The sequence below is a fragment of the Pseudomonas sp. H1_F01 genome (assembly GCF_054681425.1).
In genome coordinates this window covers 898,189-911,396 of sequence record NZ_CP162823.1, presented here as the reverse complement: position 1 = coordinate 911,396, position 13,208 = coordinate 898,189, and the positions used below count along the sequence as shown (strand labels likewise).

Sequence of the window (13,208 nt, the reverse complement as noted above, 5' to 3'; positions counted from 1 at the left end):
TTTCCCAAGAGCCAGCCGTATGAAACGCAAACGCCCGCCGCGCCTGGTCGAATCCCCGTTCCCGACCGCTACATCAGCGCCACGGCACCCGCCCACGTGGGATTGCTCAAGCGACGTATCCAGGCCGGGATTCCTGGGCACCATGATTTACGCTGCGGGGATGTTACTGGCCCTGCCCGTCTACGGGCTGGCAGTGTTTACCATGATGCTGTTCAAGGTCGAAGGTCTGTCGTCCATTCACATGAGAATGATCGAAGATCCACTGATTCTAGCGCTCATGTTCATCAGCGCATTCGCGGCCGTCTGCGTGATCAACTGGCTCGCCTCCGGGCCCCAGGTGCTTGGCTTCTGCTTCGACGAACGCCAGCAACGCCTCACCTTCACCCAGCGCCGCCCTGCCCGGCAAACCACCGAAGAATGCGTGCCGTACAGCGATATCCATTCCATCAGGCCCTACATAACGACCGCTTCCGCCAACTTTTGTCACTTTGTGGTGTGCTTCGCCGGGGACAATGGCAAGCCGATCGAACTTCGGTTTTCGGATGTAACGGTGCGGGACATGGCGTTCCATGCCGAGTGGTTGAGGCAGTCGATTGGCGAGAGGATGCAGGAAGTATTGGATCTGGATTTGTGAGCATGACCGGGATTGCCCGGTGTCCTCAAGTCATGAACCTGGCCTGCGCCAATAAATAAAAAAGCCCCAAGGGCAGAGTGCGCTTGGGGCCTGTTTTCAAACTATTGGCGGAGTAGTCTCAACCAGTAATCAGAACGGAATATCGTCATCAAAGCTGTCGAAATCCGGAGCCGGTTGCGGCGCGGCCTGTTGTGGGGCCGGGCGTTCGCGTTGTGGCTGTGGCGCCGACTGCGGACGAGGCGCCTGCTGACGCGGGGCCGGAGCCGACTGCTGGTAGTTGTTGCCACCTTGTTGCTGGTCGCCTTGTGGACGGCCGCCCAGCAGTTGCATGGTGCCTTGCATGTCGACCACGATTTCAGTGGTGTAGCGCTTGATGCCGTCTTTTTCCCACTCGCGGGTCTGCAGCTTGCCTTCGATGTACACCTGCGAACCCTTGCGCAGGTATTCGCCGGCGATCTCAGCCACTTTGCCGAACATCGACACGCGGTGCCATTCGGTCTTCTCGACCTTCTGGCCGGTCTGCTTGTCGGTCCACTGTTCGCTGGTCGCCAGACTCAGGTTGGTCACGGCGTTGCCGTTCGGCAGGTAGCGAACTTCGGGATCCTGGCCGCAAGTACCGACCAATATGACTTTGTTAACCCCACGGGCCATAACGTTCTCCTAGGCTTCGCACGTGGTCGGGGCCGGGTTGTTCACCAGGCGCTCGAGCGTCGCGCGATCCAATAATTCGGTGTCGAGTTTGATATACACGGCCGCCTCGTCGGCGACCACCACTGCATCGGTTACTCCAACGACGGCCTTCAGACGCTCGGTCAGGCCAGCCTCACGAATCGCCTCGGGCGATAAGGGCAAGCGCAGGCTCGTCACATAGGGAGGTTCGCGCATGGTAACAGCAAAGGCGAACCAAAGTGCAGCCAGCGCGGCACAACCCAGGAACACAACCGACAAACCGCCATGCTGGAACAGCCAGCCGCCGAGGATCCCGCCCAACGCCGAACCCAGGAACTGACTGGTGGAATAGACCCCCATCGCCGTGCCCTTGCCGCCCGCCGGTGAAACCTTGCTGATCAACGACGGCAGCGATGCTTCCAGCAGATTGAACGCGGTAAAGAACACCACCGTGCCGATCACCAGCGCCCGCAAGCTATCGCCGAACTGCCAGAAGAATAGCTCAGTGAGCATCAACGTCATGACGGCGCCGAGCAAAACTCGTTTCATTTTGCGTCGCTTCTCGCCATAGATGATGAACGGAATCATGGCGAAGAACGAAATCAGCAGCGCCGTCAGGTAGACCCACCAGTGCTGCTCCTTGGGCAGGCCGGCCTTCTGGACCAGGGCCAGCGGCAGGGCCACGAAGCTGGACATCAGCATGGCGTGGAGCACGAAAATGCCCAGGTCCAGGCGCAACAGGTCCGGGTGCTTGAGCGTCGGGATCAATGCCTGGCGCGCCACCCCGGACTCCCGGTGCTGCAACGGCCCGGTGGCGTGCGGCACCATGAACGCCACGATCAGGATGCCCACCAGCGCCATGGCGCCGGTCGCCAGGAACAGGCCCGACAAGCCAAAGGCACGGGTCAGCAAGGGGCCTACCACCATGGCCACGGCGAACGACAGACCAATGGTCATGCCGATCATGGCCATGGCCTTGGTCCGATGTTGTTCGCGGGTCAAGTCTGACAGCAGCGCCATGACAGCCGCGGAAATAGCCCCGGCGCCCTGTAGGATGCGTCCGGCGATCACGCCCCAGATCGAGTCGGCATTGGCCGCCAGCACACTGCCAAGGGCGAAGACGATCAGCCCCAGGTAGATGACCGGACGCCGGCCGATGCGGTCGGAAATGACCCCGAACGGGATCTGGAAGATCGCCTGGGTCAGGCCATAAGCGCCAATCGCCAACCCGATGAGGGCCGGGGTCGCGCCAGCCAGGTCCATGCCATAGGTCGCCAGCACCGGCAACACCATGAACATGCCCAGCATACGGAAGGCGAACACCAGGGCCAGACCGCTTGCTGCGCGTGTCTCGCCACTACTCATGCGTTCGCTGTGGGGATCTTGCATGGAAAAACCTCATGTGAACCGGCGGCGATTCTACCAGTCCCATCGATTGAGAGGGTATATGGCGACTGTTTGCCGCGCAGTCTTCATGTATGGCTGCAATCGCACCTTCGATAGTGTGCATCCATCCAGTATTTGCCCGTATACTCCTACGTTTTCGACGCCCGCCGAGCGAGGCCACTTTGGACAAGATCCTGATTCGTGGGGCCCGTACCCACAACCTGAAGAACATCGACCTGACCCTGCCACGGGACAAGCTGATCGTCATCACCGGCCTGTCCGGATCCGGCAAATCATCCCTGGCCTTCGACACGTTGTACGCTGAAGGCCAGCGACGCTATGTCGAATCGCTGTCGGCCTACGCCCGGCAGTTCCTGTCGATGATGGAAAAACCCGACGTCGACACCATCGAAGGCCTGTCGCCGGCCATTTCCATCGAACAGAAGTCGACCTCCCATAACCCCCGGTCGACGGTCGGCACCATCACCGAGATCTACGACTACCTGCGTTTGCTGTATGCGCGGGTCGGCATTCCCCGCTGCCCCGATCACGATATTCCCCTGGAAGCCCAGACCGTCAGCCAGATGGTCGACCTGGTGCTGGCCCAGCCGGAAGGCAGCAAGCTGATGCTGCTGGCGCCAGTGATTCGCGAGCGCAAGGGCGAACACCTGATGGTTTTCGAAGAACTGCGCGCCCAGGGCTTCGTGCGGGCCCGGGTCAACGGCAAACTGTGCGAACTGGACGAATTGCCGAAGCTGGATAAGCAGAAGAAGCATTCGATCGATGTAGTGGTCGACCGCTTCAAGGTCCGGGCCGACCTGCAACAGCGGCTGGCCGAGTCCTTCGAGACGGCGCTGAAACTGGCCGACGGCATCGCCCTGGTCGCGCCGATGGACGACGAGCCTGGCGAGGAAATCATTTTCTCCGCGCGCTTCGCCTGCCCGATCTGCGGCCACGCCATCAGCGAGCTGGAACCCAAGCTGTTCTCCTTCAACAACCCGGCTGGCGCCTGCCCGACCTGCGACGGCCTGGGGGTCAAGCAGTTCTTCGACACCAAGCGGCTGGTCAATGGCGAGCTGACCCTGGCCGAAGGCGCGATTCGCGGCTGGGACAGGCGCAACGTCTATTACTTCCAGATGCTCGGTTCGCTGGCAGCTCATTACAAGTTCAGCCTGGACATGCCGTTCAACGAGTTGCCCGCTGACCAGCAGAAATTCATCCTGCAGGGCAGCGGCTCGCAGAATGTCGACTTCAAATACCTCAACGACCGCGGCGATATCGTCAAGCGCTCACACCCGTTCGAGGGCATCGTGCCGAACCTGGAGCGACGCTACCGCGAGACCGAATCGGCCAGCGTGCGCGAAGAACTGGCCAAGTTCCTCAGCACCCAGCCCTGCCCGGATTGCCGTGGCACCCGTCTACGTCGCGAAGCGCGGCATGTATGGGTCGGCGAGAAAACGCTGCCGGCGGTGACCAACCTGCCGATTGGCGACGCCACCGATTATTTCGGCGGTTTGAAGCTCACCGGCCGTCGGGGCGAAATCGCTGACAAGATCCTCAAGGAAATCCGCGAGCGCCTGCAGTTCCTGGTGAACGTCGGCCTGGATTACCTGACCCTCGATCGCAGCGCCGACACCCTGTCCGGCGGCGAAGCCCAGCGTATCCGCCTCGCCAGCCAGATCGGCGCCGGCCTGGTGGGGGTGATGTACATCCTCGACGAGCCATCCATCGGCCTGCACCAACGGGATAACGACCGGTTGCTCGGGACCCTGAAGCACCTGCGGGACATCGGCAACACGGTGATCGTGGTCGAGCACGACGAGGACGCCATCCGCCTGGCCGACTACGTGGTCGACATCGGCCCGGGCGCGGGCGTGCATGGCGGGCATATCGTCGCCCAGGGCACCGCTGCCGAAGTCATGGCGCACCCTGACTCGTTGACGGGCAAATACCTGTCGGGTCGGGTCAAGATCAAGGTCCCGGCCAAACGTACGCCGCGCAACAAGAAGTTGTCGCTGACCCTCAAGGGTGCTCGCGGCAACAATTTGCGCAACGTCGACCTGGAAATCCCGATCGGCCTGCTGACCTGCGTTACCGGCGTGTCCGGCTCCGGCAAGTCGACGCTGATCAACAACACCCTGTTCCCCCTCAGCGCCACGGCCCTGAACGGCGCCACCACCCTGGAAGCGGCCGCCCACGACAGCATCAAGGGCCTGGAGCGCTTGGACAAGGTGGTCGACATCGACCAGAGCCCGATTGGCCGCACCCCGCGTTCGAACCCGGCGACCTATACCGGGCTGTTCACACCGATCCGCGAACTGTTCGCCGGCGTGCCGGAGTCCCGTTCGCGTGGCTACGGCCCAGGGCGTTTCTCGTTCAACGTCAAGGGCGGGCGCTGCGAAGCCTGCCAGGGCGATGGCCTGATCAAGGTGGAAATGCACTTCCTGCCAGACATCTACGTGCCGTGCGATGTGTGCAAGAGCAAGCGCTACAATCGCGAGACCCTGGAGATCAAATACAAGGGCAAGAACATCCACGAAACCCTAGAGATGACCATCGAGGAGGCCCGGGTGTTCTTCGACGCGGTGCCGGCCCTGGCGCGCAAGCTCCAGACGCTGATGGATGTCGGCCTGTCGTATATCAAGCTGGGGCAGTCGGCAACCACGCTGTCCGGCGGTGAAGCCCAGCGGGTCAAGTTGTCCCGCGAGCTGTCCAAGCGCGACACCGGCAAGACCCTGTATATCCTCGACGAGCCGACCACAGGCCTGCACTTCGCCGATATCCAGCAATTGCTCGACGTGCTGCACCGCCTTCGTGACCACGGCAACACCGTGGTGGTGATCGAACACAACCTGGACGTGATCAAGACCGCTGACTGGCTGGTGGACCTGGGGCCGGAAGGCGGCTCCAAGGGTGGCCAGATCATCGCCGTAGGGACGCCGGAACAAGTGGCCGAGATGAAGCAGTCCTACACCGGCTACTACCTCAAGCCGCTGCTGGAACGTGATCGGGACTGATTTCACCCGAGCACGAAAAAGCCCCTGTCATCTCACCGATGACAGGGGCTTGATCGTTCCCACGCTCTGCGTGGGAATGCAGCTTGGGACGCTCTGCGTTCCCTTTCCCAGCAATCAGAACTGCGATTGCAGGTAGTTTTCCAACCCGATCAGCTTGATCAGACCCAACTGCTTCTCCAGCCAGTAGGTGTGGTCTTCTTCGGTGTCGGCGAGCTGGATCCGCAGGATCTCGCGGGTCACGTAGTCGTTGTGCTGTTCGCAGAGCTCGATGCCTTTGCACAGCGCAGCGCGGACTTTGTATTCCAGGCGCAGGTCGGCGGCGAGCATATCGGGCACCGTGGTACCGACGTCGAGGTCATCGGCGCGCATGCGTGGCGTGCCTTCGAGCATCAGGATCCGACGCATCAGCGCATCGGCGTGCTGGGTCTCTTCTTCCATCTCGTGGTTGATACGCTCGTAGAGCTCGGTAAAACCCCAATCCTCGTACATCCGCGAATGGATGAAATATTGATCACGGGCTGCCAGTTCGCCTGTCAGCAACGTGTTGAGGTAATCGATTACGTCTGGGTGACCTTGCATCGCCCTACATCTCCACAAGCTTTTAAAGGCTGTAGTTTGAACCAAGCTGACCGCAAGGTCACTGGCTCAACGCAACAAAAGCGAAGAAAATCCGAGAAAACCAGGTTAAATAACGCAAAAACCGCCCTAATGAGGGCGGTTCTGCTTCTCGTTTAGACTTAGTTAAGCGCTACACCCAAGGCTTTTGCGATGCCCTCTCCATAGGCAACATCGGCCTTGAAGAAATGCTGCAACTGACGGTCAACCACATCTGCCGACACGCCTCCCATTGCGCCGGCGATGTTGCTGATCAACAGCGCCTTCTGCTCGTCGCTCATCAAGCGGAACAGCGCTCCGGCATGGCTGTAGTAGTCGGTGTCTTCGCGATGGTCGTAACGGTCCGCCGCGCCACTGAGGGCCAGTGCTGGTTCTGCGTAACGCGGTGCCTGCTTCGGTGCCTCCACGTAGCTGTTAGGCTCGTAGTTTGGTGCCGCCCCGCCATTGCTGCCAAACGCCATGGCGCCGTCGCGCTGGTAGGTATTGACCGGACTGCGCGGCGCATTCACCGGCAATTGCTGGTGATTGGTGCCCACACGGTAGCGGTGCGCATCCGCGTAGGCGAATACACGTCCCTGCAGCATGCGGTCCGGCGAGAGGCCAACCCCTGGCACCATGTTGCTAGGGCCAAATGCCGCTTGCTCGACTTCGGCAAAGTAATTCAGCGGGTTACGGTTGAGCTCGAGCACACCGACTTCGATCAGCGGAAACTCTTTCTGCGACCAGGTCTTGGTGACGTCAAACGGATTCTCGTAATGGGCTGCGGCCTGGGCTTCGGTCATGACCTGGATGCAAACGCTCCATTTCGGGAAGTCACCGCGCTCGATGGCACCGAACAAGTCACGCTGGGCGTAATCCGGGTCGGTACCCGCCAGGCGTGCTGCCTCTGCCGGCGCCAGGTTCTTGATCCCTTGCTGGGTCTTGTAGTGCCACTTCACCCAGTGGCGCTCACCCTGCGCGTTGATCAGGCTGTAGGTGTGACTGCCGAAGCCGTGCATGTGACGGTAGCCATCCGGAATACCGCGATCGGAGAACAGAATGGTGACCTGGTGCAACGCCTCAGGCGAATGCGACCAGAAATCCCACATCGCCTGGGCGCTTTTCAGGTTGCTTTGCGGCAGACGTTTCTGGGTGTGGATGAAGTCTGGAAACTTCAACGGATCACGAATGAAGAATACCGGCGTGTTGTTGCCAACGATGTCCCAGTTGCCTTCCTCGGTGTAGAACTTCAGGGCGAAGCCGCGCGGGTCGCGTTCAGTATCGGCCGAACCACGTTCACCACCCACGGTAGAGAACCGCAGGAAGGTTGGCGTCTGCTTGCCGATCGACTCGAACAACTTGGCGCTGGTGTACTGAGTGATGTCCTGGGTGACGGTGAATGTACCGTAGGCGCCCGAGCCTTTGGCATGCACGCGACGTTCAGGGATGTTTTCGCGGTTGAAGTGAGCAAGCTTCTCGATCAAGTGAAAGTCGTCGAGCAGCAGCGGGCCGCGCGGGCCGGCGGAACGAGAGTTCTGGTTATCGGCGACAGGAGCGCCGCTGGCGGTCGTAAGCGTTTTGATCTGGCTCATGCTCAATCTTCCTAGGTCGGTCTTCGAACTGCCGGCTAATCGGCTGGAAAGGAGTATTGATCATATTAATGACAGTATCCAAATTCATTAAATCATGGACATCGATAGTCATTATCTAACGCTGAATACTTGCCAATAGCCAAGCCAGTCGAAACGGCTTGCCTGCTTTCCTTCAGGCAACAAAAAACCGGGCACAAGGCCCGGTTTTTTGTATGTTGCCGACTTACTCAGCGGATACAGCTTCACCGCTGGTAGCACGATCAACCAACTCGACGTACGCCATAGGCGCGTTGTCGCCAGCGCGGAAACCGCACTTGAGGATGCGCAGGTAGCCACCCTCACGGGTAGCGTAACGCTTGCCCAGGTCGTTGAAGAGCTTACCAACGATAGCTTTCGAACGAGTACGGTCGAAAGCCAGACGGCGGTTAGCCAGGCTATCTGTCTTGGCCAGAGTGATCAGCGGCTCAGCAACGCGACGCAGTTCTTTGGCTTTCGGCAGTGTAGTTTTGATCAGCTCGTGCTCGAACAGCGACACCGCCATGTTTTGGAACATGGCCTTGCGGTGCGAGCTGGTGCGGCTCAGGTGACGACCACTTTTACGATGACGCATGGTTCATTCCTTACCAAACACAACGTTCGGTGATTACGACGATCAGGCAGTCGCCTTGTCGTCCTTCTTAAGACTTGCAGGCGGCCAGTTGTCGAGGCGCATGCCGAGGGACAGACCGCGGGAGGCCAGAACGTCCTTGATTTCAGTCAAGGATTTCTTGCCAAGGTTCGGAGTCTTCAACAGCTCTACTTCGGTACGCTGAATCAGGTCGCCGATGTAGTAGATGTTTTCCGCCTTAAGGCAGTTAGCCGAACGTACAGTCAGTTCCAGATCGTCAACCGGGCGAAGCAGGATCGGATCGATCTCGTCTTCCTGCTCGACAACCACTGGCTCACTGTCACCTTTGAGGTCGACGAACGCAGCCAACTGCTGTTGCAGGATGGTTGCAGCACGGCGGATAGCCTCTTCAGGATCCAGGGTACCGTTGGTTTCCAGATCAATAACCAGCTTGTCCAGGTTGGTACGCTGTTCGACACGGGCGTTTTCCACCACGTATGCGATACGGCGAACTGGGCTGAACGAAGAGTCAAGCTGCAAGCGACCGATGCTGCGGCTTTCGTCTTCATCGCTCTGACGCGAGTCTGCCGGTTCATAACCACGACCACGAGCTACGGTGAGCTTCATGTTCAGGGCGCCGTTAGACGCCAGGTTAGCGATTACGTGATCGGGGTTAACGATCTCGACATCATGATCCAGCTGAATATCGGCAGCGGTAACCACCCCCGAACCCTTCTTCGACAAGGTCAGCGTAACTTCGTCACGACCGTGCAGCTTGATAGCCAGACCTTTAAGGTTCAACAGGATTTCAATTACGTCTTCCTGTACACCTTCGATGGCGCTGTACTCGTGGAGCACACCGTCAATCTCGGCCTCGACTACTGCACAGCCGGGCATTGAGGACAACAGGATGCGGCGCAGCGCGTTGCCCAGGGTGTGGCCGAAACCACGCTCGAGAGGCTCGAGTGTGATCTTGGCGCGGGTTGGACTGACAACCTGCACATCAATATGGCGGGGTGTCAGGAACTCATTTACCGAAATCTGCATGGATGCACCTATTTTCTAGCCCTTACTTGGAGTAGAGCTCGACAATCAGGCTTTCGTTGATGTCGGCGGACAGATCACTGCGAGCAGGAACGTTCTTGAAAACGCCCGACTTCTTCTCAGTGTCTACTTCTACCCATTCTACGCGGCCACGTTGGGCACACAGATCGAGAGCTTGGACAATGCGAAGTTGGTTCTTTGCTTTCTCGCGAACAGCAACCACGTCACCAGCACGAACCTGGTAGGACGGAACGTTTACGGTCTGACCGTTAACGCTGATCGACTTGTGCGATACCAGCTGACGAGATTCGGCACGAGTAGAACCGAAACCCATACGGTATACAACGTTGTCCAGGCGGCATTCGAGCAGTTGCAACAGGTTTTCGCCGGTTGCGCCTTTCTTGCCAGCAGCTTCTTTGTAGTAGCCGCTGAATTGACGCTCGAGAACGCCGTAGATACGACGGACCTTCTGCTTTTCACGCAGTTGGGTGCCGTAGTCGGACTGGCGACCGCGGCGTTGGCCGTGGATACCAGGTGCTGCTTCAATGTTGCACTTCGATTCGATCGCGCGCACGCCGCTCTTCAGAAAAAGATCGGTGCCTTCGCGACGAGCGAGTTTGCATTTTGGACCAATGTAACGAGCCATTCTTTACAATCTCCTGGATTACACGCGGCGCTTCTTCGGCGGACGGCACCCGTTGTGCGGGATTGGCGTCACGTCGGTGATGCTGGCGATCTTGTAGCCACAGCCGTTCAAAGCGCGGACTGCGGATTCACGACCTGGACCTGGACCCTTGACGTTGACGTCGAGGTTTTTCAGGCCGTATTCCAGCGCAGCTTGACCAGCACGCTCAGCAGCTACTTGAGCAGCGAACGGGGTGGACTTGCGGGAACCGCGGAAACCCGAACCACCGGAGGTAGCCCAGGAAAGAGCGTTACCTTGACGGTCGGTAATGGTCACGATGGTGTTGTTAAAAGAAGCATGGATGTGGGCGATGCCATCAACCACTGTCTTTTTAACTTTTTTACGAGGACGAGCAGCAGGTTTTGCCATGATTAAATTCCTGTCGATTCGCTGGGGCGATTACTTGCGGATCGGCTTACGCGGACCTTTACGGGTACGCGCGTTGGTCTTGGTACGCTGACCGCGTACTGGCAGACCACGACGATGACGCAGACCGCGATAGCAACCGAGGTCCATCAAGCGCTTGATTTTCATGTTGATTTCGCGACGCAGGTCACCTTCAGTGGTGAACTTCGCCACTTCGCCACGCAGCTGTTCAATCTGCTCGTCGCTCAGATCTTTGATCTTTGCCGCTGGGTTGACCCCAGTCACTGCACAAATTTTCTGTGCAGTAGTGCGACCAACACCATAGATGTAGGTCAGCGAGATAACAGTATGCTTGTTATCTGGAATGTTGACGCCTGCAATACGGGCCATTCAGTGGGACTCCAATTGACAGCTACCTACGCCCCGGAAGCCAAGAAATAGGGCGCGAGATAATATCGCTGTAATAACAAATAATCAACCCGGCAGCGCACTAGCTGCCGGGCTTAAAGCACAATCACACTCAGCCTTGGCGCTGTTTGTGACGCGGTTCCGCGCTGCAAATTACCCGAACAACACCTTCGCGGCGAATAATCTTGCAGTTACGGCACAGCTTTTTCACCGATGCACGAACTTTCATCACCAACTCCTCGAACCTTATGGACGCTACTCAGCGCAACATGCCGCTGCCGTAGCCCTTCAGGTTGGCTTTCTTCATCAGGGATTCGTACTGGTGCGAAACGAGGTGCGATTGTACTTGGGACATGAAGTCCATCACAACCACGACCACGATCAGCAACGAGGTCCCGCCAAGGTAGAACGGTACGTTTGCCGCAACCACCAGGAACTGGGGCAACAGACAGACGGCCGTCATGTAAAGAGCACCGAACATGGTCAAGCGAGTCAGAACGCCATCAATGTAGCGCGCAGACTGCTCACCTGGACGGATGCCCGGAATAAAGGCACCGGACTTCTTCAGGTTTTCCGCTACGTCTTTCGGATTGAACATCAACGCCGTATAGAAGAAGCAGAAGAAAATAATCCCTGCACTAAACAGCAGAATATTCAACGGCTGACCAGGAGCGATCGACTGCGAGATGTCCTGCAACCAGCCCATACCTTCAGACTGGCCGAACCAGGCACCCAACGAAGCCGGGAACAGCAGGATGCTGCTCGCGAAAATAGCCGGAATTACGCCGGCCATGTTCACCTTCAACGGCAAGTGGCTAGTCTGCGCAGCAAATACCTTGCGGCCCTGCTGACGCTTGGCGTAGTGAACAGCAATACGACGCTGGCCACGCTCAATGAACACCACGAAACCGATAATCGCTACTGCCAGCAGACCGATGGCAACCAGGGCGAAAATGTTGATATCACCCTGACGCGCAGACTCGAAAGACTGCCCGATCGCTCTCGGAAGACCGGCGACGATACCTGCGAAGATCAACATCGAGATACCGTTGCCAACACCACGCTCAGTAATCTGCTCACCCAGCCACATCATGAACATCGCGCCCGCCACAAAAGTGGTTACCGCAACGAAATGAAAGCTGAAGTCAGCAGTGAACGAAACGCCCTGCCCCGCCAAGCCGATGGACATGCCAATGGCTTGAACGAGAGCGAGGACGACAGTGCCGTAGCGGGTGTACTGGCTGATCTTGCGACGGCCAGCTTCACCTTCCTTCTTCAACTGCTCCAGCTGCGGGCTGACGGCGCTCATCAATTGCATGATGATCGATGCCGAAATGTACGGCATGATCCCCAGTGCAAAGATGCTCATCCGCTCCAGCGCGCCGCCGGAAAACATGTTGAACAAGCTAAGAATGGTCCCCTCATTCTGTCGAAACAGGTCCGCGAGTCGGTCCGGGTTGATACCTGGAACCGGGATGTGTGCGCCTATTCGGTAGACGATAATCGCCAGGAACAGAAAACGCAGACGAGCCCAGAGTTCAGACATACCGCCTTTGCCGAGCGCAGAGAGAGCACCTTGCTTAGCCATTTATTCCTCGAACTTGCCGCCAGCTGCTTCGATAGCCGCACGCGCACCTTTGGTGGCGCCGATTCCCTTTCCGATGGTGACAGCACGAGCAACTTCGCCCGACAGCATGATTTTCACACGCTGAACGTTCTGGTTGATCACGTTGGCATCCTTCAGGGACTGCACGGTGACGATGTCGCCGTCCACTTTGGCCAGCTCGGACAGACGCACTTCTGCGCGGTCCATGGCTTTCAGGGAAACGAAACCGAACTTCGGCAGGCGACGATGCAGCGGCTGTTGACCGCCTTCAAAGCCTGGAGCAATGGTGCCACCGGAGCGGGAGGTCTGACCTTTGTGGCCACGGCCACCGGTCTTGCCCAAACCACTACCGATACCACGGCCCGGACGATGCTTTTCGCGACGGGAACCCGGCGCTGGACTCAGATCATTGAGTTTCATCGATTAACCCTCGACACGCAGCATGTAGTAAGCCTTGTTGATCATCCCGCGATTCTCGGGAGTATCCAGGACTTCTACAGTGTGACCGATGCGACGCAGACCCAGACCCTTAACGCACAGTTTGTGGTTAGGGATGCGGCCGGTCATGCTTTTGATCAGCGTAACTTTTACGGTAGCCAT

The 13,208-nt window shown here is 58.4% G+C and carries 15 protein-coding genes; 2 read left to right on the top strand and 13 right to left on the bottom strand.

Features of this window, described 5'->3' with window-relative positions; all coding sequences use genetic code 11:
- Positions 1-19 precede the first annotated feature (19 nt).
- The gene (locus tag AB4O09_RS04215; protein ID WP_172681421.1) at positions 20-634 is read left to right on the top strand and encodes a hypothetical protein; all 615 of its coding nucleotides are present in this window, start codon (positions 20-22) and stop codon (positions 632-634) included.
- A gap of 129 nt (positions 635-763) precedes the next feature.
- On the opposite strand, the gene AB4O09_RS04210 is transcribed toward AB4O09_RS04215, so the two are convergent.
- Together AB4O09_RS04210 and AB4O09_RS04205 are read right to left on the bottom strand one after the other, a co-directional pair.
- Entirely contained in the window at positions 764-1,285 is a 522-nt protein-coding gene (locus AB4O09_RS04210; RefSeq protein ID WP_003206078.1) for a single-stranded DNA-binding protein, read from the bottom strand.
- A 9-nt stretch (positions 1,286-1,294) separates the two neighbouring features.
- Positions 1,295-2,692, bottom strand: a complete 1,398-nt coding sequence (locus tag AB4O09_RS04205; RefSeq protein WP_003206080.1) for an MFS transporter — start codon at positions 2,690-2,692, stop codon at positions 1,295-1,297.
- A 179-nt stretch (positions 2,693-2,871) separates the two neighbouring features.
- Between AB4O09_RS04205 and uvrA the strand changes: the two genes are divergently transcribed.
- Positions 2,872-5,706 carry an excinuclease ABC subunit UvrA gene (gene uvrA / locus AB4O09_RS04200; RefSeq protein ID WP_460107940.1) on the top strand — a complete coding sequence of 945 codons (2,835 nt, stop codon included), beginning with the start codon at positions 2,872-2,874 and terminating at the stop codon, positions 5,704-5,706.
- Positions 5,707-5,820: 114 nt separating this feature from the next.
- On the opposite strand, the gene bfr is transcribed toward uvrA, so the two are convergent.
- From bfr to rpmD, 11 genes are all read right to left on the bottom strand, one after another.
- Positions 5,821-6,285, bottom strand: coding sequence for a bacterioferritin (gene bfr / locus AB4O09_RS04195; RefSeq protein WP_003206084.1), 465 nt, complete (start codon positions 6,283-6,285; stop codon positions 5,821-5,823).
- 158 nt (positions 6,286-6,443) lie between these two features.
- Positions 6,444-7,892, bottom strand: coding sequence for a catalase (locus AB4O09_RS04190; protein WP_013694334.1), 1,449 nt, complete (start codon positions 7,890-7,892; stop codon positions 6,444-6,446).
- A 223-nt stretch (positions 7,893-8,115) separates the two neighbouring features.
- Positions 8,116-8,502 (bottom strand): 50S ribosomal protein L17, encoded by a 387-nt coding sequence (rplQ, locus tag AB4O09_RS04185; RefSeq protein ID WP_003186009.1) that lies wholly within the window; start codon positions 8,500-8,502, stop codon positions 8,116-8,118.
- Positions 8,503-8,544: 42 nt separating this feature from the next.
- On the bottom strand, positions 8,545-9,546 hold the full coding sequence (locus tag AB4O09_RS04180; protein WP_003186012.1) for a DNA-directed RNA polymerase subunit alpha: 1,002 nt from the start codon (positions 9,544-9,546) through the stop codon (positions 8,545-8,547).
- Positions 9,547-9,568: 22 nt separating this feature from the next.
- Positions 9,569-10,189 carry a 30S ribosomal protein S4 gene (rpsD, locus tag AB4O09_RS04175; RefSeq protein WP_003176404.1) on the bottom strand — a complete coding sequence of 207 codons (621 nt, stop codon included), beginning with the start codon at positions 10,187-10,189 and terminating at the stop codon, positions 9,569-9,571.
- Positions 10,190-10,207: 18 nt separating this feature from the next.
- Entirely contained in the window at positions 10,208-10,597 is a 390-nt protein-coding gene (gene rpsK, locus AB4O09_RS04170; protein WP_002555466.1) for a 30S ribosomal protein S11, read from the bottom strand.
- A 30-nt stretch (positions 10,598-10,627) separates the two neighbouring features.
- Positions 10,628-10,984: a 30S ribosomal protein S13 gene (gene rpsM, locus AB4O09_RS04165; protein ID WP_003186020.1), complete on the bottom strand. Its 357-nt coding sequence runs from the start codon at positions 10,982-10,984 to the stop codon at positions 10,628-10,630.
- A 130-nt stretch (positions 10,985-11,114) separates the two neighbouring features.
- Positions 11,115-11,231 (bottom strand): 50S ribosomal protein L36, encoded by a 117-nt coding sequence (rpmJ, locus tag AB4O09_RS04160; protein ID WP_002555468.1) that lies wholly within the window; start codon positions 11,229-11,231, stop codon positions 11,115-11,117.
- 30 nt (positions 11,232-11,261) lie between these two features.
- Positions 11,262-12,590 (bottom strand): preprotein translocase subunit SecY, encoded by a 1,329-nt coding sequence (gene secY / locus AB4O09_RS04155; RefSeq protein ID WP_003186029.1) that lies wholly within the window; start codon positions 12,588-12,590, stop codon positions 11,262-11,264.
- On the bottom strand, positions 12,591-13,028 hold the full coding sequence (gene rplO / locus AB4O09_RS04150) for a 50S ribosomal protein L15 (RefSeq protein WP_003186032.1): 438 nt from the start codon (positions 13,026-13,028) through the stop codon (positions 12,591-12,593). It lies immediately after the preceding gene.
- 3 nt (positions 13,029-13,031) lie between these two features.
- A complete protein-coding gene (rpmD, locus tag AB4O09_RS04145; RefSeq protein WP_003186033.1) occupies positions 13,032-13,208 on the bottom strand; it encodes a 50S ribosomal protein L30 in 177 nt (58 codons plus the stop codon).